The following is a 22,847-nucleotide window of genomic DNA, read 5'->3' on the forward strand; positions in this document are numbered from 1 at the left end:
GGACCTCGCGTATAAAAACTCATTTTTAAAACAGCAATTCTCTGCGAGCCGCGACAGGAAAGATGGTGTGTCTGGCTCAGCCGTGCTGATTCAACGTTCTCACCATCCTGGATGTCTATTCATTCCCTCCGCATAACCTGCTATGGAACCAGATGTACGTCACACAATTCTAATCCCTGCCTTCAGGCGTGACATCATGTTTTGAACCCCTCACAGACAGCAGGCATATTGATTATTAACGTTTCCCGTATCCTCCGCGGTCCTGTTAATGAGGCAGGAGTATGTCAGGTACTGGATAGCTTTTCCCGGTTGCTGAAATCAATTGCGGTAAGACAATTCACGACCCGACAGGCATATCCTCAGCAAAACAAGGCGCAGCTCACCGTTGGTGTGCAGTTCTATCTGCGAGAGTCCCTGCATCAGAATTGAGTCGCACCGTATGGATGAGAAGCAGATTGAGCTGATTACCTGCCAGAATGAGGCGGCGACGCTTCACGCAGATGATGAAGTCATCAAGCTCTTTTACCAGGAACATCACCGGTATGGCTGGCATTCCCTGAACAGGGGAGCCAGTAAAGAACCCGGACATTTTACCGACGTCTGTGTTGTGCCTGATGCAACACACCGGGCGCTGCTCGCAGTCCGGCGATGAAATGAGTTGCCACCCGCTACCCGCAACAAACTCTGCGTGGCCTGTCAGTTCGCCCGGGGGGCTTCCTGGTTTTTACCGGAAAGCCTTCTCCGTCAATTCAGACAGTAAGCGTTATCAAGGCGAAGATCAGCGGGGCAGCAGCAGCCTGCTGGCCTCATGTGGATCCATGGAGAACCGCACCCCGAGCTGACGGGTGACGTCCAGCGCAAACACCCGCGTATACCACTCGGTAGACTTTGCGTCCTTATGGCCCATCAGGGTCTGAATGACCTTCTGTGGTACCTGGTGCTGCACGAGATGCATCGCAAACGAATCCCGGAATGTCTTGGGCGTCACCGGCCGGATGGAAAACGTCACACCGTCACGCGCCGCCGCCGCCACTGCCTGACTTATCCAGATGCGCGCCGTGTCCTCACTCTTTATGTCCCAGAGCCGCGCCCCCGCAGGCAGGCCTGCCGTCGCAAACCATTCCCTTAAGCGTTGCACGAATCCCGGATCGGTCAGCGGCACTGCCCGCGGCGGGTTGTCCCGGATTTCCGCCTCTGTTTCCCGCTCGGCCAGCTGCTCTTCCTTCGTCGGGCGCCCGCGCCGGCGGCTGCGGCTGCGCGCTGCCTCTTCGAGCTTCCGTTGCTTGAGAGTGCGAAGGACCACGAACGGTGAGGAGAGCGGCGCGCCGGTGAGCGGGTCGTCCAGCACAAAGTCTTCTTTCGTAAGCGGCAGGATCTCATTAAGTCGCCCCCCGGTATTCCACAGCGCATCGATGAACAGACGCTTGCGGAGATCGGGCACACTGGACAGCAGGACGGCCACTTCGGGGGCCAGCAGGTAGCGCGGCATGTCGGTGCCGTAGGCGGCGGCCAGGTTTCGCAGCGCTACCGCGCTTTCGTAGTCAAAATAGCGTGCGGCGCCCGAACTGGTCACATTATGACCACTGACGTCGCTGCGTGAATTCTGCATAAGTTCGCGGGGCAAAGTACTCAAACTTTCAATCTCCGTTGTCTGGCGGGGTGGAACGTATTTTCCCCTGTCTGTCCAGCGAAAACCACGGGAATAAATCGATCCGCAGAGGATCCGGTCTGGATCTGTTTTCCGGCTTTTCTCCTGAATACGGAGAATAACCTGGTCAGCCTCGAATAAACAGCGGGGCGTCAGCCTCTGAACCGGGCTGCGATCGTCGTGTAACCCTATGATGGTAAAGGGAAGAGCGGAAACGGGGCGGGGCAGGGGGCGTACCAGGCACTCTGTCCTGCATACTTGGTGGGGAACAATATACACTGGTAAGGTGCGTGTAGTTGCAAAGCTGGGGCCAGAGGTGAAATGATGGGCGCTTCCAAACCACACAATGGCAGGCGGAAATGTATAACAACCTCAACGCTTTGATGGATACCGCGTTCTGGGTGGACCGTCATCATAAAAATAGCTATGCGGACCTCGGCTACGACCGGATCTTTGTGCATTAGTCATCGGCTGCTCAGCATGACATTTTCCGCTATACCAAGATTGGATTTGATGAATTAAGGATCTGTGAGATGAGTAAAAATACGGACTGGAAAATGCTGGAAGAGCAAGTGCAGCAAGTTTATAGTCAGCTTTTAAATATGAAAGATGAAGGAGTAATGGTTTCCCGAAATGTATGCGTTACTGGCAGATCTGGCGCTAATCATCAAATTGACGTTTACTATGAATTCATCAAAGCTGGTGTCAGGCATAAAGTGATGATCGAATGTAAACACAAAGGAAGAGCTGTGGAGAAAGAGGACGTTGCTTCATTTTCTTTTAAAATTAGTGATATTGGTGGCGTCTCTGGGGTTATGATATCTAAAAGTGGGTATCAAAAAGGTGCCAGACAGGTTGGTGAATCTTATGGTATTACGCTTCTTACTGAAACTGATTTACCAGCACTAAATGAAATTATTGCCCAGCGCCTGATGACGGTTGCTTTACCCGACGAGTCTTATGTTGGTGAACCTTTCTGGACTATAATGAAAATTCGAGAAGGGAAAAATACCGGGTCTTATTACTGCGGTTTTATAGATAAATTAAAAAAACACTATATACCCTTATTTTACAGTAAGTATCACGCAGAGTTGGCTATGTCAAAAGCGGATTTAGACTCTAAGCAATGGGGTGTTAGAGGACTTCCGCGTTATGCCCTTCGTAGTTTTATTATCCAGCTAGAATTATTCGAAAAACGCGATACAGTAGCGATGATTATGTTGTTACCTCCGGGAGCGAGAAATGACGCAGAATTTGTATCCATGGTGACGTCCCGGGCGCACCTTATGACAGAATATTATGGTGCAGACATACCCGCAGTTGACCCGGACTTGATTAAATAAATTTAGTTTTAAGAGTGATTGTTCTAAAACTGCGAGCCTATCTGTTTAATGAAAATCCAGCGAATTAATGCGCCTAATGCTATTTATGTTAAATTAAATCTCGCATGCATGGTCATACTCTGCAGGCTGACTTTGCGGATGACAAGTCGCTGGTGTGACATCCACCTGCCTGCAGTGTTTTAAGACACTTCTTCACATCAAATCACACTTCTATGACTTTAGCAGCCTCATGATTCTGTTGTCTGTTTCATTCGATATCTTGTCATAGCTGAGCATGTCACTATTTATAAATGCAACTTATCATTCTTCCCGGTTATCACCCACTGTGAGGGAAAGCTTGGATGAGTAGCTTTTTACATAGACAGCAGAATATCGATATTTTTTCGACAACGCTGGATATTATTCGCCGTGATGACGATACGGCTGAAGAAGCGCGGCGTTATATTTCCGATATTTATAACAAAAATTATGGTGCGAACATAAAGCCTGATCCTGACATTATTATCGCCAGTCGAAATAAAGAGACTTCAGCATTAATCGCCTGTACCGGAATTTCCTTCGTAACGCATGCACAACCTCTTTTTTCGGAGCGCTATCTTTCCGCCCCGCTGGACGAAACCATCCTGAAACAAACCGGGAAAAAACTGTCTCGCCATCAGGTGGTTGAGATTGGTTCTCTCGCGTCAGATAACCCTAACGCAGCCGCCGACTTAATTCGTTTAATGCCGATTATCGCCTGGTTTATGGGGAGTAAAGCAATTCTCTGCACTTCTACACGCCGCTTGAGAAAATTACTGGCTTTTCATGAGGTACCCTTTTGCATGCTGAGCGAAGCATCGGCGGAAAAACTTTCGCCAGAAATGCGCGCAGCCTGGGGAAGTTATTATGATCAGACGCCCCAGACCGGCGTTATTTTACTCGAACAATGCGGCCATCTGTTTAATCACTTCTGCGGCCGTCTGGTTTTCTCGGAATTTGAACATATCTCACGCTGCACGCTTTCCTCCGCTCAGGTGGCAGCATGAATATTATTAATGAATTCATCTCACAGGCGCTGCGCCATCCGCAAGCCGCCGCGATTATTCAGTTACGGCAGAGAGATAACGGCCAATTTGAAGAAGAGGTGTGCTGCTCATATCGCAATCTGCTTGAGGAGGCGCGCCAGCTGGCCGCCAATCTGCAGGCTGAGGCAGGCGAGCATACACAGGTCGGTATGGTGATGGGCAATACGCCTGAATGGGTGCTGGCGGATATCGCGCTACTGCTGGCAGATCTGGTCGAAGTGCCAGTGCCGCTGGCGTTTTCTTGGGAACAGGCTGCCTTTCTGCTTCAGAACTGTCAGGTTGTGCTGACAGATACGACAGGTGCACAGCGCCTGGCTGAGTGGCAGGCTAGCGGGCTGAATCTCCAGTCGGTGATAGTGCCGTTAACGCTGGGTGAAACGCCGCAATATGCTCCATCTGTTGCCCTTCAGCCAGCCGACACCACGCAGGATGGTGTGATTAAAATCATACACACTTCGGGAACCACCTCCCAACCTAAAGGGGTAATGATCCGCCGACACGGTCTGGATGCGTTGGTCGACTCACTCTGGCAGTGCGCCCTACCCGATGACTACCAACGCTATCTGAACCTGGTACCGCTCAGCCTGTTGATTGAACAGGTCACTGCTCTCTATATGCCTCTTACTTCCGGAGGCGCGGTGGTAATGCCGCCCGCTGATATGCCGCCGCTGGGCCATCCTGGCGTAATAGCGGCCCAGCGTCTGATGCTAATCCGTGCGGCACGACCCAGCGCAATGACACTGACGCCAGCACTGGTGGAAGCGTTAGCCGAACATGCCGTTAGCCACGGTGACCGTCCGGGCCTGTTGCAGGCTTTATTTGGGCGGGAAGTCCCTCCGCTGTTGGCGGCGGGCGGCGCGCCGGTTACTGAGGAAGTGCTTCAGGTGCTTAACGCCCACGGCATTCCGGTCTATCAGGGATATGGCCTGAGTGAAAACAGCTCGGTTGCCACCTGGAACTCGCGCGGTGCCAACCGTATCGGCACAGTGGGAAAACCGCTTTCACATGTTGAAGTGAAAATTGCTGAAGATGGTGAACTTTGCCTGCGCAGCAGTTCGCTGTTTGCCGGTTACTCCAGCGAAGATCCCAGTAGTTGCGCAATTGACGATGAGGGGTGGCTGCACACCGGCGATCTGGCCACGCAGGATGTGGATGGGTTTATTTCCATCATCGGGCGCAAGAAAACACTCATCATCACCGCTAACGGCCGCAACATTTCTCCTGAGTGGCTGGAAAGCACGTATCGCGCCGTTCCTGGTGTGCAGCAGGTCATTGTTTACGGTGACAGGCAGGAGTTTCTCGGTGGTCTTTTTGTGGTGGAGGATATACGGCAGGCACCCGCTATTCGCCAGGCCATCGCTGCCTATGCGCGTGAACATCTCAACGAAATTGAATTTATTCCTGAGCCATTACTGGTTCCGCATAGTGCGGAGATCATGGAGCGCCTGTTTACCGTTACCGGACGACCGCGTCGTAACGCCGTTAAGGCTTTCTTAGCCCAACATGAGACTTTGACTGCATGAATATTCGTGAAACTGCCCATACCCGCGTCGGCGGTCTGATAGTCACCTCGCTGAATGAAGGCGATGTAGACCTGTTATCTAAAACCTACCTGCTGACGCAACTGGCCGAGCATGGCTATCTGGTGCTGCGTGGCTTTAACCACAGCATTGACCATTTTTCTCAGTTAGTTCGCCAGTCAAGCGGCCGTATCAGTCTCGATCCGGCGCGCAGCTTCAGCGGCGATACCGCGCAGAAAGTCGATGCCGGTTTTGATAAGGTCGGCCTGCACTGTGAAAACGGCAACAGCCCCTTCTGGCCTGATCTCTGCTGGTTTTACTGCCAGCAGGCACCGACACAGGGTTCGCAGACCACAGTGTGTGATGGCAAGCTGGTTTATAAGCATCTCAGCCCAGCAGCGCAAAGGGCATTTAGCGCGCAGGAGATTATGTATACGCGACGGGTAGAAGAACAGAAGTGGAAAACCTATGCGTTTTACGCGCTGGCCTCTCAGGAAAATGCCCCGGAAAGCCTTGCGAAAACCACACTGGATCATCTGCTGTCGCTGACCGCCGGTTCAGACAATACCCGCATCACCCTCAACGACGATGGCTCGATTCACTATGCGTTCCAGACTCCAGCAATAAGGGCCAGCCGCCTGAACCGGACTGAGCGCCACAACTTCGCCAACAGTATTTTTGGCCCGTCGAATCATTATGAGAAGCCGGTAATCACATTCGCCAATGGTGATGATATTCCCGCCGAACTGTTGGGTGAAGCAGATGCCATCTGCGATCGCTTTACCTTTGATATCGGCTGGCAGCATGGCGATATCGTGCTGATTGATAACACCCGGGTGATGCACGGCCGCCGTCGCATCGAAGACAAAGCCCGCACCATTTTTAATGCTCTCTCTTACCTGGCCTGACGGAATGCATCATGACTGATTTCAAAAGTATCAACCAATACGCGCATCTTAATTACTTGCATCCTAACCGCATGCCATGGGAGCAGGCCGCTAGCGACAGAGAGCTGGATTTTCTGTCACGGGCGCTGGTCGGTGAAGCGGGTCAGGAAGATAAGGCGGTCGCTTATCTCTATAAAGAGCTGGCGCAACTGGCGGAAATAGAGATGCACGTCGCCACAGTGATGACACGCATCCTGTGCGAACTTCAGGCGGAATCGACACCGTTTAAAGCGGGCGACGGACTCTATCATGCTGTCTCCTGCTTCGCCTCGGAGGAGATCAATCACGCCAACAGCTTCTATCAATATGTACGTCATCTGTCAGGACGCGATATCAAACTGGAGAACAACCTGTTCGCTGATCGTGTGGCGCTCTACAACGATAATGACGCGCCGATGATCAAGCTGGCGGCACTCTGTTCCACCGCCTATGTAGGCGAGTCGATCATTACGGTATTTGAGCGTCGTCTGAAGGTTCTGGATCCGATGCAGCGCAGCTTCCTCACACAACTGCTGCATTTCCACGGTCTGGACGAAGCGCGCCATATCCAGTGTGATCATGCCATATTCGAGCAGATAATCCCCACCTTTAGCGCGGCGGAAAACCGGCGTATGCATCAGCTGGTGCAGGAGACGGAGGCACTGAATACGCAACTGGCAATCGCCAGCGCAGAAACAGTGAAAGCGGCGTTCGATCTCGACTACACCGAAGGCAATATCGCTGCCCGGACGCAGCTGGACATGACACTGCGTTTTCGCGAGATCGTGCAGTCTGGTGACTCGATCCGTAATGTCGACGACTATATGGACCAGGAAACGGCAGCCATTGTGCAGCAGTTTTCTCAGGCCTCGCGCGTGCACACCGCCTGGTAAGGAGAGAAAATGAAAGAGACCACCTTAGCGCCCGCCGTAGCGCTGACTAAAAAAAACAATGTCGGTGTGCTGGCGGTGATCGTCGCACTGTTTCTTGCCGCAGTGGACAGCACTATCGTCAGTACGGTGCTGCCGACTATCAGCCAGCAGTTAGGCCATCCGACACTCTGGCCCTGGGTAATGTCCGCCTTTTTACTGCCAGTGGCGCTGGTGGCGCCACTGGCCGGGGCATGTGGTGACCGGTTTGGCGTCTCCACAACACTAAAGGCATGCCTGCTGATATTCCTCTGTGCCTCGGCTTGGGCGGCAGTCAGTACGACCATGCCAATGCTGATTCTGGCCAGGGCGCTACAGGGCATCGGCGCTGGTGGGATTATCGTGCTTTCCTATTCTCTGCTGGCAGCCCTGTTCGATGCCGAACGGCGCGGTAAGATGCAGGGAATGCTGAGCGGCGTCTGGGGCCTCTCCGCCGTCGTTGGTCCGCTGCTGGGCAGCGTTCTGGATGCAACGTTCGGCTGGCGGGCTATATTCTGGCTGAATATTCCCCTTGGCCTGCTGGCGCTGCTGCTGCTGTTTATAACGCCGGCGGTCAGTAAAGGAGCAGGCAAAGCATGTCTGGATCTTCCTGCACAGGGGGCGTTGATAGTCGCCACGTGCTGCCTGTTGCTTCTGACGGCGCGACCGGAAAGCGGCGATACCCTGATAGCGATGCTGGCTGTAGGCTTGATAGCTGGGGTACTGGCACTTATCGCCCGTGTGCGGTATCAGCCAGAGAGTAGCCCGATCCCACTGCCATTTTTTCAGCGGCGCACACTGTTTCCGGTTATCGTGCTGGTGCTGCTTTCCAGTGCCGCGCTTTATGCGTCTGTCACGCTGCTTCCGCTGGCACTCAGCCAGCAGCCGACAGGTGTCCCGACCGGCCTGCTGGTAATGCTGGCTGCGCTGGGCTGGGTCGTGGGTGCGGCGATATGCGGCGCCAGGCTGGCGTTAGCGGGCTATCGGCGCATGGCGGCAGCTGGCATGCTGCTGCTGGCTGTCGGTGGTCTGCTGATGGCATGGGCCATTTCGCAGCAGCAGACTTGGCTGATGGCGACGTCGCTGCTGTTGACCGGTCTGGGCATGGGCTTCACCGCCACTGCCACACTTGTGCTGGCGCAAAACGCCGCGCCGCCGGAACGTCTTGGTACCTGGACCGCGACCGTACAGTTTCTGCGCAACCTGGGCGCGGCGCTGGGGGTAAATATTCTGGCGACGATGCAGCTGCATCTTAGTGGCCTGCTCGCTTTCCCGATTTGTTTTATTATCATTGGCGTCAGTATGTTGATAGGGGTGATCTTTACCCTGTTATTGCCCCGCGCTTATCCGGCGAAATAGCCTTAAAACGGAACAAAGGGATACCGTGACGTTAAATAATGACGCGCTGATTATTGAGCGTGTGCTGGAACAAATTTCGGCGAAGGAGAATGAGCCTCATCGCCATCCGCTCGGCCAGTTTGTGCTGGTTAAACGTGGCGTACTGCACGGGCATACACCTGAGCAGCATTGGCTCATGAAGCCGGGAATGGCCGTCTGGATCCCGCCATACACTGTTCACTGGGGCGCGGCTTATAGCCGCGTCGATCTGACGGTACTCTATATTGCGCCGACACTTTGTCACTCCTTCACTTCCCAGGTGAAGCTGATAGATACCTCGTTTTTGATCTCTGCCCTATGCGATCGGCTCGCCGACACCAATGCACCGCTGTCGGAAACACGCCGCAACAGCATGCTGCAGTTGTTATTCGAAGAGATCGAGGAGAAGCCCGACAGCAACCTGACGTTACCTTTGCCGCTGGATCTTAGGCTGAAAAAGGTCACTGACAGCCTAATAGCCGATCCCGCGCAGCGTCTGAGTCTGGCGGAATGGGGGCACCGCGTTGGCGCCACTGAACGCACGCTTGCGCGCCTTTTCCGCAAAGAAACCGGGCTGCGTTTTACTGACTGGCATAACCGTCTGCTGCTGGCTGTGGCCTGGCAGGGACTGGCGAATGATGCCTCCAATGAAGAGTTATCAGTGATGCTGGGCTTTTCCTCCGGTGACTCATTCGGACATTGGTTCCGACGTGTAGCGGACAGCAGCCCTGGTCAGATACGCAAGCACCTGCAGGATCAGCGGACCAGTGCGCCCCAATAACTTCACAAAACTGTCCGTTTGATTCGATAAGATGTGTTCTGTGAACATTCTTAGGGCCAACCACCTCCAGTAAAGTAGCGCCTGTCCCTGAACACCTAGAGGAAATTGAATTGAACTATGACGTCATCAAAATATTTCACGCACTGGCAGCGGTTGCTGCAACTGGCCCGCTGCTCTTCGCCCCCTGGCTTTCCGCACGGCTAAAGATTTGTCGAGCAGAGAATGCAGCGCTGCTACTGCAGGGGCTGACTGTGACTGACCGATTTTATAATATCGCCGGCTGGGCATTGATGCTGAGCGGCATTGGGATGTTCTGGCTGTATGACTGGCACCGTCTTTTTCAGATCTGGTTTGTGCTGAGCGTGACTATTTTCATTATCGATTCACTGGCTGAGAAGCGGCTGCGTGACCCGGCCATTGCCGCGCTCACTAAGCTGCATCCTAGCGACGAGAACTGGATCTCAACGGTGGCACGCCTTCATAAGGCAGTAGTGACGCAGATGATTTGCACTGCTGCCATCCTTATTGTGATGCTGATGCACAGTCAGCTGGACATCAACCTGCTGAGCGTCACGCCTTTATATTGGGACTGAGCTTAAAAGGCTTCCGCAACGTATTAAATGTCACCGGAACCATTACAGGTACTGATGATGCCAACACACTCAGCCGGGAGAACGGTAGCAGGAGTCCGGCATCATTCTGTCAGACATTACAAAAGCGATTACTGTACCTTCTATCTAACCACATACTTATCCTGAGAGTATCATCAGTTCATTTATTCGCATTGCTTACCTGCACAGTTAATAGATTTATGGTGTTTAAACGTGGATTTGTAACGGACGAAAATATGTTGCATAACACTTATTATGTTAAAAAAGCTGTTTTTCTTTAGCCAATAATGCTACCTAATATTTCTGGCTTATGGGGTTAAACAAACATTATGCCCTGAATAAACTCTAAGATCTTTAAAATAATGGGCATAATGTAAAAAAGACAGTTTTTATGGAGTGTTTTCAGGTTTTTTCTTTTATAATAAAAGATAGCAAGTTATTTTTTTTGGCCGATTAGGCCTTTAAGTATATTTATCCCTTCGCGAATTTTTGGGTCTCCTTCTTCAGGCTTTAAATCTTCAACGATATCAACAGCTTCTTGAAAAATTTCTAAGTCTGATGCACTCAATGATCCATTTTGTAAACTATTTAATATTTTGAACATTATTGCATATGCAAGCGGACTAGGGTCTCCATTTACCTCTAAGGAAAGTAGAGACCGTGCTTTGATGATTGCCAGCTCAATGTAATTCGCCAACTCAACTTCAGTATTATTTTGCAATGATGCAGCGCATATTTCTAAATAGGTGTTCACCAATTCCCGGAGAAACCTTTTCGGATTTTCTTTGGATTTATCTTCAAGGATTAAAATTAATTCCATTAAAGGTTTGATAGCCATACTTGCATCACCAGATTTAAGTGATAAGTTAGCGCTACTGGATAAATACCTTATTTGTAATTCGTCTATACAACCTGAATTTTCTTCAAATATTTTTGATTCTATCTTAAGCTTTTGGGCTTCTTCAAATGCAGTTTTTGCTTCTTTTTCAAGATTCATTGCTTGATATGTGACACTCAGGTTAATGTAGTTTCTAATGAGATTGCTAGTTATAAAGTTATTAGATGGAAATTCATTTCCAATAAAAATAGAAGATAGGTCTTTGTACCATTCTAAAGAGCTTTCAAGGAATTCTCTTGCTTCGACATACCTATTACGCGAATAATTTACCGTTCCCAGGTTATGCAAAAAATCAGGAATCAAGGGCGTAATTGATGGTATATCGTTATTGATTAAATAATCGCATAAATCTAACCCTTTTTGAAAAACCGCTTCTGCTGAATCGATGTGCCCACAGCAAAAATATATAGTGCCCGCTATCTCAAAGCAGGATGCTAGTTTTGGGAGTAACTCAGTGTAGCTGTCACATAGATTCTCGCAGACTCTTAGTGTTTCACCAACGAAATGACAGGCCTCGGCTTCATTACCATTTATAAACAGTAAGTTTGCACGTAAAAAACGAGATTCAATATTTCCTTTGACACTCTCAAGTAAAGAGTTTTGAGTGTCGATAATCTTTTCAAGCTGAACATTAAGTTCCTTTTCACTTAATGCTCCTAAGGCTCCATTGATATCACCTGAAAGAAATAATTCAACTCCGATTTTATGAATTTCTGAATACTGATCAGGTTGGAACTGAGATAGTTTGTTTATTAGTGTCTTTATTTGCAATTCAAGGGTATTCTTTTCTTCTGATAGCTTTGTGATATTAGATTCATTAACTTCTCTCTCGGCTCGCAAAGCCGAAATGCTTAATTTCGCAATATCTTCTTTATCAGCGATGGTTGATTTTAATCTTTCAATTTCATCAATTATTTCCTGATATCTTGGGATGGATAAATAAAACTTTTTAAGTTCGGCTGGAGACGCAGCAACAAGCTTTCTAAGCTGAACAATTTGTTCCCAATTATCCTTTGCCGATTTAATTTGGTCAGAAGTCAAACTATTTGTTAGTCCTGTTCCTCTGTGAGCTAGGTCGTGATCATTTGGGCATAGAACGGCTAGGTTTTCATATGAATTGTCTTGTGATATCTCATATTTAACAATATGATGAACTATATAAGCATCACTTTTTGTTCCAGTACAGCAACAACACGTGAAATTACTGTTCTCTAATAACTTCTGCAAGGTGTCTTGAGGTATAACCTGTCTTATTAAATAGGTTTTAACTATTTTAATTTCATTTTGTCTTAATTTGTATTTTTCTTTCAGGATTGTGTTGGGTAAATTTCTGAAAGAAGATGCTGATAAGTTTAATTTTTCATACTTTGCCGCTAGATCACTAGGCACCCCGTATTTTACATATGTCTCTGCTAACTTTTTCATTAACACTCCAATTTTTATAAAACTCATTTTCCATTAAAAAATACATTGCGAAGTATTATATAAACTGTACTTAATTTAAATCAAGTACGTCGTTAAAATAGAAATCTTTGAGGTTATGTCTTGATAAAGCTATTCGCTCTTATGATTGAAAACACTCTAAACACCTGAAAAGCTAAGATAAACAGCTAAAGCTAACTTTCTATTATTTTAGGCTATAGAACTTAAATTGCCCTCAGAATTTATAAAATTAAACGCTCCGTCAATTATCATGCTTCTTTAACTATAGTAGCGGCCCTCGCGTTCGGGCAAAAATTCTAACCTTATATAATTACCTTTATATAAGGCCAGACATAGTCTCTGAAACCTTGTATCATGCGGATCGGGGCTGGATCCTGAACTTTACAGCCATTTATATGAAACGGCGAAGTTCTGGACGGCGTGCGGCTGAAAGACGGTGTTTAAAAAATAGGCGTCGCTACGTAAAATCTGACGAGCAGTACCCCTGCTTCTTTCTCAGAATTCACGTAGCGCTGCCTTTCAGCCAAGAGTTGTAAATGGAGCAAACATGAACGATATCTCCGCTTTTACCGGTGTGACTCTTAGCGGCAGCGCCGGTGATGATCTCACTGCTAAACTGGCCGCGTTCGTCCGCCATCGAGAGGCCTTTTCTGCCAACACGTGGCGTCAGCTACTGAGCGTGATGCGGATCTGCTGGCGCTGGTCGCAGGAGAATCGTCGGTCCTTTCTGCCGATGTCACCGGATGACATGCAGGACTACCTGTTTCACCTGCAGACCATTGGCCGTTCAACTTCAACTATTTCGGTGCACGCGGCGCTTATGTCGATGTTACACCGTAATGCCGGATTGGTGCCGCCAACGATTGCGTCGGACGTAGTTCGCGCCAGGAAAAAGATAAACCGTATAGCGGTCATGTCGGGTGAGCGTACAGGACAGGCCGTCCCGTTCTGCCGGCCAGATCTGAACCGTCTTGATGCTGAATGGGCTCATTCTCCGCGCCTGCAGCAGTTGCGCGACCTTGCGTTTATGCACGTTGCTTACAGCACACTTCTGCGCATGAGCGAGCTTTCCCGTCTGCGGATCAGAGATATCTCCCGTGCAGCAGACGGGCGTATCATTCTGGACGTTGGCTGGACTAAAACCATCCTGCAGTCAGGTGGCATCGTTAAGTCCCTCAGTGCGAAGTCATCCCGCAGGCTGACCGAATGGGTCACCGCGGCGGGTCTCGCCAGCGAACCTGACGCTGTTATCTTCTGTCCTGTTCATCGATCTAACCGTATCGGCAGGGTGTCGGAAGTCCCCATGAGCGCACCCTGCCTGGAAGATATTTATCGTCGTGCCCGTCAGGCTGCGGGTGAGACAAAGGCTCTTGAAACCAATAAAGGGCGCTATGCAAGCTGGAGCGGACATAGCGCCCGCGTCGGTGCCGCACAGGATATGGCCAGAAAAGGAATATCCATTGCACAGATCATGCAGGAAGGTACCTGGACGCAGACCCAGACTGTCATGCGCTACATTCGTATGGTTGAAGCTCACCGGGGAGCAATGGTCACCCTGATGGAAAACGATGATGATTAGCTGATTAAGCGATCTGCTTCTGAGGTTCAGTACTGTGTTTACCCTGACTGAAATCTGTCTGTGATGCTGAAAGAATTACTGTTCAGCGTTGCAGGCTTTAACTGACGATATGATGTATGACATGACGGTGAGCCAATGGCAGTTGATAAGTACGGGTTCATTACCCAGCCTGATTTCAAAGGATTTCAGCCAGCCTTTTCACAGCTGGTTGCGGATGTTGTTCAGACACTGACAACGACATTTCCGGATCTGATTCATAGCGTTTATGTATACGGCAGCATTATCGACGCGACGGCCACTGAAAGGCTGTCTGACCTCGATCTTACCGTGATTTATTATCGCGAACCCGATGCAGATGCCACTGCAAAAATCGACGTTGTTAAGACTGAGCTTGAGCAGGATCATCCGGTTGTCAGTAAGATTGACATCGATCCGGGCGTGCTTGAGGAAGTGATGCTACCGGCTAACGGTATTCGATGGGGTTACTGGCTGAAGCATCACTGCATATGCGTTTACGGTGAAGACCTGCGCGATCGCTTTGAACCCTTCAGGCCCTCAAGGGACATAGCCGTTGCCGTTAACGGTGATTTTCTCGAGGTACTTAACGGCTACGTTGCTCTGATGAAACCCACTCTGAAACCTGTGCAGCGCCATGTCCTGCAGAGGTCTGCTGCACGTAAGGCCATTCGTTCAACAAACATACTGAGAGAAGATAACGATCAGGACTGGCCAGTTACGCTAAAAGAACTGGCTGAAAAATTTAATGACCGCTATCCGGCACTGGCCGAAGAGATGGATTATTTGTTAAGCATAAGTTACCGTCCCCGCGGCGACATAAGTGTGTTCACCAGTAGGATCATAACGTTTACCCACTGGCTCAATGCAGAATTTCATGCCCGTCAGCGGTAAATAATGGAATCAGTAAAGTATAAGCCTCAGAGTGTGTCGCAATAGGTCATTCCTGAATGGCAATCCCCGTCGTCCCTTGGAGAATGCAAACGCTTTTTTACCGACGCTGTAAGATGCGTGAAATGTAGTTTATGTTAAATAAAGTGAGGGTAGCTATAGCGACTCCCTACGGTACAGCCGGTGTTTTTTATCCTATCACTACTCTGGCTTTGTGACCTGCAAGGAAGAATGATTATGCTTCGATTATTAGCGATCGCGCGATGAAGTAGTGTGCCCGTAAACACTAAAAATAATCTGAACGGCTACCTGCAGGAGTGACAGATCCGTTCACCATCAATGCAGACGGATTTCTGCCTGTGGTAACATACAGCGATTATTTTTCAGAGCCGGGACTGATGAAGAAGAAAAACCGCACACCAACTCCTCACGATGCCACGTTCCGGCAGTTTCTGACCCATCCAGATGTCGCCCGTGACTTCATGCAACTCCATCTGCCCACAGAGCTGCGTGCTATCTGTGACCTCAGTACGCTGAAGCTCGAATCCGGTTCATTTGTTGAGGACGATCTCCGGCAATATTTCAGCGACGTACTCTACAGCCTGAAGACCACAGCAGGCGATGGATACATACATGTTCTGGTCGAACATCAGTCCTCCCCTGACAGGCATATGGCGTTCAGGCTCATGCGGTACGCTGTTGCCGCCATGCAGCGGCACCTTGAGGCTGGCCATAAACAGCTGCCACTGGTGATACCGGTGCTGTTCTATACCGGCAGGCGCAGCCCTTACCCCTACTCAACGCGTTGGCTCGATGAATTTGATGACCCCGCGCTGGCGGAAAACCTCTATGGCAGTGCCTTTCCCCTGGTGGATGTCACGGTCATACCGGATGATGAAATCGCGGACCATCGCAGTATGGCTGCCCTGACCCTGCTGCAGAAGCATATTCACCAGCGGGACCTGGCTGAACTGGTGGACAGGCTTGCCCCCATTCTGCTGGCCGGATATCTTTCTTCATCACAAGTGATATCGCTGGTACACTATATTTTACAGGCAGGCGAAACATCAGACGCCGAAGCCTTTGTACGCGAACTGGCACAGCGTGTGCCGCAACACGGAGACGCACTCATGACCATCGCACAGCAGCTTGAGCAAAAGGGCATTGAGAAGGGCATTGAGAAGGGTATCGAGCAAGGTATTCAGCTGGGTGAACAGCGCGGCATTGAAAAAGGCCGAAATGAAGGCAAACTCGAAGTTGCGCGTACCATGCTGCAGAACGGTATCGATCGCAGTACCATCATGAAAATGACCGGCCTGATGGAAGACGATTTGGTACAAATCAGCCACTGACGAATTCCGTTAGTCTTTCCGGCCGTGCTGCTAAGCCGTCAAGCTCATCCCCCTGTTATCTCACTGCCCCGCCATTCGGTGATATCCAATCCATTCTGTACTTTCAGTAATATCCGCGGCTTCTGAAGCGTTTAATCGGAAATGAGGCCGCCATAATGTCCTTTATCAGCAGTCTCGCCCGTGCACACGGAGCAGCCCTGCACACGTAGTGAAAGGACCCGCGATGCACTCTGAGCACCGGCAGCATCGCTTCACGTTTCGTATTTAGCTTTTGCTTGCGACAGACATCCACTGTAGTCAGTGAACCTTGTTTTACTGTCAACTGAAGAGAGCATTCGCTGCGATCATTTTTCCTTTGTAACTGTTTCTTCAGCTTTTTCTGCAGTCAGCTCATAAAGCCCGGAAAGCCCATCCACGGCCATCAGCCATCCACAGCGGTTAAGAAGCGTTTCCAGCCCCTGCACGCGCCCGGTCAGTCGCGCCATCACCGGTGTGACCTGCTGGCCGTCGTCGTCAAACGCAGCATCCAGACTGGTCCGGGACAGATAAATTCCGTTTACGCCAGCGTTCAGAATAGCGGAGTGCCTTCCCGACCACTCCCGGTCGCTAAGCAGCCGATAAGCCCAGCACATATCTTTCGCCGTCTCCAAGGCATATGTCAGCCGGAACAGATCACTCTGCTGGGATAATTTGCCGGTACATGAGCGCCAGAGGTAGTCAAGCTTGCCGGCAAGCTTTGCGGCAACGCCATACTGGCGCCCCTGCTTCAGCAGCCATTCAATATCGGGTGCCACCTCACGCGAAAAGCGGCGCTGCTTCAGGGCGGTTGCCAGCCAGCGTGTCAGAAAGAGATTTTCCTGAGCAGCAGAAAAAACGGTACCGTCCTGACGTGCAAGAGCAAGGGCTGCCAGAGCACACCAGGCCAGATGACCCGATTTTTGTGTCAGCGTCACTGCAGTCTGTCCTTCTTATGAATCATATTCGCTATTCTAACCGTGCTTCGCCAGGCAATAAATCGTGCACGGGTAAATTTACATAGCGATTGGCAACTCACCAAAGATTGCGCTCTGTATGGCGCGTAGCGGTATGAAGGCACCGTATGACATTTGAGAGTGTTCGATCGTCAAATGGCAACGGTAGCGCTGCACAGCCGGTTATTGCCTGACATATTGTGTTACCCCACCTCTTCCTTATATCTCAGGAAACGGATCCCCTTAAGTTACTCCTTTCTGGAAAACAGTCAGCTATTCGATCTGGCTTCAGCTGCGAAGAAAGGAACACATGCAGCAGCAAAAGTTAACTCATTCATTGCCTGCGAACTTTAATGGATGGTGTTTTTTCAGTTAGTAGTATCTGTTAGATTTGGTAGCTCTTTAATCATTAGAAATTCTGCATGTTTAATCTCAATGAATGGCTTCCGGCGCGGCTTAAAGATCATCCTATCTCCTCTTGCCTGATATTCCTCACTCTTGGTGTGGGTATTGCTTATGAAGCATTGAACGTAACTGTCATCAGCGCGATGAATGTCCGATCTGACAGACTGAATCATGAGAACCAGCTTTTGCACAAAAATCTGGAGTTGCTTCAGGCCCGGCATGACGCGGCATTGGCCAGCAGAGACGATGAAGTTCAAAAGAAAGTCACTGCAATGTCTGTCGTTTTAAATGAAAGCCTGAACACGCTGACAAACCGATATACGGAGCTTTTAAAAGAAAACCAGAACCTGAGGAATACGATTAATGAGCTCGGGAGTGATGACAGACAGCGTCAGGTTGACTTAAAAGAAAGCAAAATCAGAGAGCTGAGCGATAAACTCTCGATTAATAATAATAAGATAGATGAAGCCCAGGCATCGTTACGTGAAATTAGTGCGAATGCAGGGTCGCATAAAAAACAGTGTGAAGAAAAACAGGACTACGATGTATTTGCTACACACTGCTCACTGGCCTCAAGGTATGAGGCTGAGGTCAGTTCTCTGCGAGAAAAGATAAGTTCACTTGAAAAATACAGTGAAATAATTAACGCACAAATCCTTACGCTTGAGGGCGCAGGCAGGTGAACTGGTTTTGGGCTTTGTACGCTCATATTCTGAGGACTCTGTAATGGTGAATCCAAAACTGAGAAGACTTGTAACCATCAGGAACAACGTCAACGGACTCAGGCTGACGCGGGAATGATGCAGAGCAGATATATGCAGTGGAAAGATGTGATATCGAGATCTCAAGGCATTTACTAAGTTCCATACCTGTTTCTGTATGCCGCGTCAGCGGCATGGAGGCGCCAGAAACGGTTAAGGACGGCTCAACTGCCTTCGGGCGCCGTAAGCCCGGCAGAGCCGGTTACAGGGCGGATGGTGGCAAAAATCCAACCCCGTCCTGCCAGACGCCGTTTAAACAGCGGCCTGTCAGTAGTTTATCAGCCGGACGGTCGAAGACGAAAGATAGAATCAGCGGCACCATTTAAAGCAATGAAAATTTAATTAGTTACAACACCCATTTATCAGCCACTCCTGTTCCGGCCCGGAGGGCCGGGGCGGGGGCGGCCTGTTAATGGGCACTCGGAGTTTCAGGACGGCTCGGGTTCTGGCTGATACGGGCTCGGGGTTTCAGGTCTGCTCTGATGCAGTTCTATGAAGTCTTTATGAGTGTTGTAACTATTAGTCTCTACCATGCCCGCCGAAGGCGGGAGCTACTCCAGATTCTGAGCGGCGCGGACGCCTGCGGCCGCTGCAAGCGAAGGCCTCATTATTTATCCTCTGAACGGTCGGACTGAAAACCTTATTTTCTTTTTGATTATTTTTTTACTGACCGAAGGTCAGGAATGTCTTGCGGGTAACCTCAGACTCACTTGCAGGTAAGGTCAATTTTCCAATTGCGGGTAACTGTGAGTAAAAAAAGACAGCCCCCGAAAAGCTGTATTTATGTCAGTTGCGGGGTCGGAATGGCGCGGCTGCGGGGAGAAAAACAGAGCGTCAGTTACGCGGCACAAACGACTTTACCGCCAGTCAAGGCGGTTAAAATCGTGCGGGAAACGTCAGTGAACGACGTCGGGAGGTGCAGGCTCGTAGCCGAGGCCCAGCTCCAGCTGGTTAAGATGCTGCCACACCAGGCGATCAAAACTGTCTGCGTCGAGATTGATCAGTTCGTGGTTCGGCCGTGTGCGAATGAGCCAGCTGGCCATCGTGCTGCGCCGTTCATCGAGGGGGAGCTTGCCCAGCTTATTGCGCCTTTTCCCCCGTACTGCCTTCTCGCGCCGACTCAGCAGCGTCGCTATACGGGCTTTTTCATACCAGCGCCGACGGGCGGCCCTGACGGAGTCACGCGTACCGGGTTCGAGAATACCTTTCTCTTCAGCCTCGATGCGCTGATTTCGCTGCAGAAGCAGCTTATCCATGTTAACGCCGCACAGCTGCCAGAAACGTTCCGTGAGAATGATATGCCGGGGCATCCAGTACTGTTCAATCGGGTCCCATTCCAGATCAGGCATTTCGATAAGACCAAATCGGGCCAGCTCCGGAAACAGACGCGACAGCCGGCAGGGTTCTACCCGGGTTTCGGGGATGACATTGCCTTCACTGTCTTTCGGGCTGAGTTCACTGGCCAGCCGGTTAACATTGGCGGTCACAACCCAGGTGGCCATGTCGGCACGCTGAACAAGCAGAGGGAATAATGCATCAATAAGCGCACGCCGTTCCGGACGGAAATGCCGATCGCGACCTGCAGCTTTACGGTACTGCGTGAAGTAAGGATGAAGTGACGGCCGGAAACGCAGCTTCCATTTACCGCTGCTCTTCTCTTTGACGACCAGACGACGCATGGCGTGGCCAAACTCACCCGGAAGCGGGCGATAGTCATCAGGTGCGAACCACCGGGGTTCAGGGCATTTGCAGGTGACATCATGATCGCCGCGGCGACGTCTGTCATTTTCTGAAGTCGGGCTGTTTATCCCGATTAAAATGCGGTCATTCACCCTGTCCCAAACTTATGGCGTGCAGGGGTTGTCTTATGAATAGCATGCGTTATAATCCTTTACAGGCGCTGCGCCTGCTTTTGGACCCCCTGATTCTGATTCTTCCGCCAAGTTGATCTCAGATTCGGGGGGTTTTTGCATTCAGAGTACGGTAAACCGTAGACTCTATACCCTGGACGTTTTAACGGATACGTCCTATCCGGTTAATTTATTCCCGTGCCGCGCATGACCGGCCACAGGTTTACTGCAAATCCTCATCGTCAACCACCACAGTATTCGATAAGGATCTAAAAAGGATCGCCGCCCGGCGAATTCTGAAAAGAATACCCATCTCACCCGTTTAAATCCAGCACAGTTTGCGCATAGCTCGAATCGTATGGATAAAAAAAGTTCACTAATAAACTTTATTTTGAACGTCTTCGCATCTGCGGCCTGACTTAATCCAAATTACGCGTCTGGCGGGACGATGTAACCCGGAGGAAGATCTGGGAGATGTATTTCCTGATTTTCAGTAGCAGGCTGTGCTGCAATCATGAATTATCACTTAATAATACGATGGGCAGGGCGGTCAGGCTGAGGCGTACCGCAGCATCGCGAGGAACGAACAGTCTGAGCGGCGTGGCCGTCAGCGTCTCTGCCTCACGTTCATCAAGCAGAACGATGCTTTTGAGCCAGACACAGCTCCGATCAAACTGCCAGTAGCACCCCTGTGAGCAGACGGGACGTTCCGGTGGCCACCAGTTTTCGCCCATCTTTTCGCATGCGGCTTCGGCCAGCGTAAAATCCTGTCCGCTGAGCAGCATGTGATATTCGTGTGAGGTGCTTCCCACCTCCTCCTGATAACTGACCAGCCAGCCAGACATTCAATCTGTTTCCCTCCGGGCCTTCTGGACTTTACGCTTTCTGCTCAGTCTCGCATAAATCCCCAGCTGAGGCTGATATCAGTATCCAGCGCCCTGTCTGCCAGTTCGATCGCTGCAGCCACTTCACGTAGGCTGCTCTGGCCCCCAGTTTTCAGCCCAAGTTACGCGTGCCCCCTCTAAGCAAATCCATGCGCGGCAGGCATCCCCACGCCGACCGCAGACTATGTTAAAAGTGAGCGTGATCTCACCGAGCTCTGCATCCGCCGGCGCGCCTCCACGTTTTTTGTACGCGCCAGCAGCATGCAGGAACTGGGGCTGTTTGATGGCGACGTCATGGCGGTCTATCGCGCAGACGAGGCCTCGCACGGGGACATCGTCATCGCCGAGGTGAACGGCGAATTTACTTTAAGCGCCTGCAACTTCATTCCCGCCCTGCTCTCCTGCCGAAGAATCCGGCATACTCCGTCATTTATCCGGAGGAGCTGCGGCTGCTGAGCGCCTTTACCGGGTTCTTCAACAGTACATAAAGCGCGCAGGAGGTAGTTATGGCGCTGCCTATGTTCTGACTGGCGGACGTTAACTCGTTTTATGCGAGTTGCGAGCCTCTGTTCCGTCCCGACCTGCGCGGTAAACCGGTGGTGGTGCTCAACAATAATTATCTGAGTGGTGAGAAGTGATAGTTAGCTTGTTGCTTTTCAATTTTCTGGTTTGATGAATTGGATCCCCCGCAGTGCGGTTTAATAAGTGTGTTTCACCCATCGGTTGAACTCACAGCGAAAAGCTGACGATATTGCATGTATTCAGACTCATAGATTCACTTTATCGATAATAATCGTATAAACGAAGGGGGTATGTGCTCAATTCCAAAATGGGTATTTTTTATGTATCTTTATTGCCGCAGTTCATACCCGCCGGTCACTCACACTTGATATGGACTTTTATCCTAGTCAGCATCCACGTGGCGATTGGGACTATATAGTCCGTCACACTTATTTTATCCATATATTTTGCGTCAGCCGTATTGAAGAAAAGTCGCGTTATCCGGGTGATGGAAAGAGCAACAGGGGGCTTATTTTTTATGCTTCGCGGCTAAACTTGCTATGAGCACGAGAGAGTCGGGGTTTGGCTGTAAATTCCCGTGTTTGGTACATAGTAGCCTCGTCAAGCGCTGCTAACGATTCCTTTATAACATCTTGATTTATATATAATTTAACACTCAAGTAGTTTTGATATTTGTATTCAACGTTAAGAAAATATTGACATTAGGGCCATCGTTACATTTAGTTTCAATTTGGTAAGTTTTTGTCAATAAAGGATTTATTAATAGTTTTGCGGTTTAATTTGGATTCAATAAGCATAAAAAAGATGACCTATTATCGTTATTCGGATAATTATATTTTCCGTGTACACATGCAGTACTTCGCGAAAGGTAATTTAATTCACCATTTCAACTTATTAAAGTGAGGTTTTAAATGGAACGTATCGTAGAAGTAGCACCTGATAAAATTTCAGAAATCCGTGGTTATATGGCAAACAGCGGGCGGGACTGCGCCAGTGGTACCTGTGACTGCGGTGGCGGTGGTGGTGGTGGCTTCATCAGTGCAGAGGATTTCCTCATCAAGGAACTGGAAGAAGTTTCAGCAGATTTCTTTAGCTGAG

At 50.0% G+C, this 22,847-nt stretch carries 20 protein-coding genes and 2 pseudogenes; 17 read left to right on the forward strand and 5 right to left on the reverse strand.

Annotated features, from left to right (window positions below):
- Window positions 1-439: 439 nt before the first annotated feature.
- Window positions 440-652, forward strand: a complete 213-nt coding sequence (locus ACO6VX_RS21400) for a hypothetical protein (RefSeq protein WP_235765228.1) — start codon at window positions 440-442, stop codon at window positions 650-652.
- Between the two features lie 126 nt (window positions 653-778).
- Here the strand turns inward: ACO6VX_RS21400 and ACO6VX_RS21405 are convergent, their stop codons facing one another.
- Window positions 779-1,633: a tyrosine-type recombinase/integrase gene (locus tag ACO6VX_RS21405; RefSeq protein ID WP_422431951.1), complete on the reverse strand. Its 855-nt coding sequence runs from the start codon at window positions 1,631-1,633 to the stop codon at window positions 779-781.
- A gap of 548 nt (window positions 1,634-2,181) precedes the next feature.
- Here ACO6VX_RS21405 and ACO6VX_RS21410 point away from each other — a divergent pair.
- The 8 genes from ACO6VX_RS21410 (at window position 2,182) to ACO6VX_RS21445 (ending at window position 10,160) form a co-directional block, all read left to right on the forward strand.
- Window positions 2,182-2,991 carry a restriction endonuclease gene (locus tag ACO6VX_RS21410; protein ID WP_172607963.1) on the forward strand — a complete coding sequence of 270 codons (810 nt, stop codon included), beginning with the start codon at window positions 2,182-2,184 and terminating at the stop codon, window positions 2,989-2,991.
- Between the two features lie 341 nt (window positions 2,992-3,332).
- A complete protein-coding gene (locus tag ACO6VX_RS21415; RefSeq protein WP_010260973.1) occupies window positions 3,333-4,016 on the forward strand; it encodes a thermostable hemolysin in 684 nt (227 codons plus the stop codon).
- Window positions 4,013-5,578, forward strand: a complete 1,566-nt coding sequence (locus ACO6VX_RS21420; protein ID WP_235765226.1) for an AMP-binding protein — start codon at window positions 4,013-4,015, stop codon at window positions 5,576-5,578. Before ACO6VX_RS21415 ends, ACO6VX_RS21420 begins: the two co-directional genes overlap by 4 nt.
- The gene (locus ACO6VX_RS21425; protein WP_172607965.1) at window positions 5,575-6,483 is read left to right on the forward strand and encodes a TauD/TfdA family dioxygenase; all 909 of its coding nucleotides are present in this window, start codon (window positions 5,575-5,577) and stop codon (window positions 6,481-6,483) included. Before ACO6VX_RS21420 ends, ACO6VX_RS21425 begins: the two co-directional genes overlap by 4 nt.
- Window positions 6,484-6,494: 11 nt before the next feature.
- The gene (locus ACO6VX_RS21430) at window positions 6,495-7,394 is read left to right on the forward strand and encodes a hypothetical protein (RefSeq protein WP_010260968.1); all 900 of its coding nucleotides are present in this window, start codon (window positions 6,495-6,497) and stop codon (window positions 7,392-7,394) included.
- Between the two features lie 9 nt (window positions 7,395-7,403).
- The gene (locus ACO6VX_RS21435) at window positions 7,404-8,768 is read left to right on the forward strand and encodes an MFS transporter (RefSeq protein ID WP_172607966.1); all 1,365 of its coding nucleotides are present in this window, start codon (window positions 7,404-7,406) and stop codon (window positions 8,766-8,768) included.
- A gap of 25 nt (window positions 8,769-8,793) precedes the next feature.
- A complete protein-coding gene (locus ACO6VX_RS21440; protein WP_010260963.1) occupies window positions 8,794-9,567 on the forward strand; it encodes an AraC family transcriptional regulator in 774 nt (257 codons plus the stop codon).
- 251 nt (window positions 9,568-9,818) lie between these two features.
- A complete protein-coding gene (locus ACO6VX_RS21445; RefSeq protein ID WP_234305636.1) occupies window positions 9,819-10,160 on the forward strand; it encodes a hypothetical protein in 342 nt (113 codons plus the stop codon).
- A gap of 454 nt (window positions 10,161-10,614) precedes the next feature.
- Here the strand turns inward: ACO6VX_RS21445 and ACO6VX_RS21450 are convergent, their stop codons facing one another.
- Window positions 10,615-12,501, reverse strand: coding sequence for a tetratricopeptide repeat protein (locus tag ACO6VX_RS21450; RefSeq protein ID WP_422431947.1), 1,887 nt, complete (start codon window positions 12,499-12,501; stop codon window positions 10,615-10,617).
- Window positions 12,502-13,066: 565 nt separating this feature from the next.
- Between ACO6VX_RS21450 and ACO6VX_RS21455 the strand changes: the two genes are divergently transcribed.
- The 3 genes from ACO6VX_RS21455 (at window position 13,067) to ACO6VX_RS21465 (ending at window position 16,356) form a co-directional block, all read left to right on the forward strand.
- Window positions 13,067-14,098 (forward strand): tyrosine-type recombinase/integrase, encoded by a 1,032-nt coding sequence (locus ACO6VX_RS21455; RefSeq protein ID WP_346544249.1) that lies wholly within the window; start codon window positions 13,067-13,069, stop codon window positions 14,096-14,098.
- A gap of 135 nt (window positions 14,099-14,233) precedes the next feature.
- A complete protein-coding gene (locus ACO6VX_RS21460; protein WP_422431945.1) occupies window positions 14,234-15,007 on the forward strand; it encodes a hypothetical protein in 774 nt (257 codons plus the stop codon).
- A gap of 395 nt (window positions 15,008-15,402) precedes the next feature.
- Entirely contained in the window at window positions 15,403-16,356 is a 954-nt protein-coding gene (locus tag ACO6VX_RS21465; RefSeq protein ID WP_122460111.1) for an Rpn family recombination-promoting nuclease/putative transposase, read from the forward strand.
- A 344-nt stretch (window positions 16,357-16,700) separates the two neighbouring features.
- On the opposite strand, the gene ACO6VX_RS21470 is transcribed toward ACO6VX_RS21465, so the two are convergent.
- Complete coding sequence (locus ACO6VX_RS21470) at window positions 16,701-17,309, reverse strand: DUF2913 family protein (protein WP_346544247.1); 609 nt, start codon at window positions 17,307-17,309, stop codon at window positions 16,701-16,703.
- 440 nt (window positions 17,310-17,749) lie between these two features.
- On the opposite strand from ACO6VX_RS21470, the gene ACO6VX_RS21475 reads away from it, so the two are divergent.
- Window positions 17,750-18,415, forward strand: coding sequence for a hypothetical protein (locus ACO6VX_RS21475; protein ID WP_346544246.1), 666 nt, complete (start codon window positions 17,750-17,752; stop codon window positions 18,413-18,415).
- Window positions 18,416-19,389: 974 nt separating this feature from the next.
- Here the strand turns inward: ACO6VX_RS21475 and repA are convergent.
- Window positions 19,390-20,325, reverse strand: coding sequence for a plasmid replication initiator RepA (repA, locus tag ACO6VX_RS21480; RefSeq protein ID WP_172607968.1), 936 nt, complete (start codon window positions 20,323-20,325; stop codon window positions 19,390-19,392).
- Between the two features lie 530 nt (window positions 20,326-20,855).
- The gene (locus tag ACO6VX_RS21485) at window positions 20,856-21,188 is read right to left on the reverse strand and encodes a hypothetical protein (RefSeq protein WP_242460011.1); all 333 of its coding nucleotides are present in this window, start codon (window positions 21,186-21,188) and stop codon (window positions 20,856-20,858) included.
- A gap of 201 nt (window positions 21,189-21,389) precedes the next feature.
- Between ACO6VX_RS21485 and ACO6VX_RS21490 the strand changes: the two genes are divergently transcribed.
- The 4 genes and pseudogenes from ACO6VX_RS21490 (at window position 21,390) to ACO6VX_RS21505 (ending at window position 22,846) form a co-directional block, all read left to right on the forward strand.
- Window positions 21,390-21,683 carry a S24 family peptidase gene (locus tag ACO6VX_RS21490; protein ID WP_422432015.1) on the forward strand — a complete coding sequence of 98 codons (294 nt, stop codon included), beginning with the start codon at window positions 21,390-21,392 and terminating at the stop codon, window positions 21,681-21,683.
- Between the two features lie 71 nt (window positions 21,684-21,754).
- A pseudogene (locus ACO6VX_RS21495) lies at window positions 21,755-21,844 on the forward strand (hypothetical protein); the annotation flags it as partial.
- A 191-nt stretch (window positions 21,845-22,035) separates the two neighbouring features.
- A pseudogene (locus tag ACO6VX_RS21500) lies at window positions 22,036-22,300 on the forward strand (LysE family translocator); the annotation flags it as partial.
- A gap of 360 nt (window positions 22,301-22,660) precedes the next feature.
- Window positions 22,661-22,846, forward strand: a complete 186-nt coding sequence (locus tag ACO6VX_RS21505; protein WP_122890088.1) for a hypothetical protein — start codon at window positions 22,661-22,663, stop codon at window positions 22,844-22,846.
- The last annotated feature ends 1 nt before the right edge of the window (window position 22,847 follow it).

Source organism: Pantoea sp. BJFS-204 (genome assembly GCF_049310725.1).
Taxonomy (GTDB): Bacteria; Pseudomonadota; Gammaproteobacteria; order Enterobacterales; family Enterobacteriaceae; genus Pantoea; species Pantoea agglomerans.

Bases quoted from the DNA above. Each gene is read 5' to 3' on its own strand.
- ACO6VX_RS21465 (WP_122460111.1), top strand. From the start codon at position 15,403: ATGAAGAAGAAAAACCGCACACCAACTCCTCACGATGCCACGTTCCGG.
- ACO6VX_RS21435 (WP_172607966.1), top strand. From the start codon at position 7,404: ATGAAAGAGACCACCTTAGCGCCCGCCGTAGCGCTGACTAAAAAAAAC.
- ACO6VX_RS21415 (WP_010260973.1), top strand. From the start codon at position 3,333: ATGAGTAGCTTTTTACATAGACAGCAGAATATCGATATTTTTTCGACA.
- ACO6VX_RS21430 (WP_010260968.1), top strand. From the start codon at position 6,495: ATGACTGATTTCAAAAGTATCAACCAATACGCGCATCTTAATTACTTG.
- ACO6VX_RS21425 (WP_172607965.1), top strand. From the start codon at position 5,575: ATGAATATTCGTGAAACTGCCCATACCCGCGTCGGCGGTCTGATAGTC.
- ACO6VX_RS21420 (WP_235765226.1), top strand. From the start codon at position 4,013: ATGAATATTATTAATGAATTCATCTCACAGGCGCTGCGCCATCCGCAA.
- ACO6VX_RS21455 (WP_346544249.1), top strand. From the start codon at position 13,067: ATGAACGATATCTCCGCTTTTACCGGTGTGACTCTTAGCGGCAGCGCC.
- ACO6VX_RS21460 (WP_422431945.1), top strand. From the start codon at position 14,234: ATGGCAGTTGATAAGTACGGGTTCATTACCCAGCCTGATTTCAAAGGA.
- ACO6VX_RS21400 (WP_235765228.1), top strand. From the start codon at position 440: ATGGATGAGAAGCAGATTGAGCTGATTACCTGCCAGAATGAGGCGGCG.
- ACO6VX_RS21475 (WP_346544246.1), top strand. From the start codon at position 17,750: ATGTTTAATCTCAATGAATGGCTTCCGGCGCGGCTTAAAGATCATCCT.
- ACO6VX_RS21450 (WP_422431947.1), bottom strand. From the start codon at position 12,501: ATGAAAAAGTTAGCAGAGACATATGTAAAATACGGGGTGCCTAGTGAT.
- ACO6VX_RS21485 (WP_242460011.1), bottom strand. From the start codon at position 21,188: ATGTCTGGCTGGCTGGTCAGTTATCAGGAGGAGGTGGGAAGCACCTCA.
- ACO6VX_RS21410 (WP_172607963.1), top strand. From the start codon at position 2,182: ATGAGTAAAAATACGGACTGGAAAATGCTGGAAGAGCAAGTGCAGCAA.
- ACO6VX_RS21505 (WP_122890088.1), top strand. From the start codon at position 22,661: ATGGAACGTATCGTAGAAGTAGCACCTGATAAAATTTCAGAAATCCGT.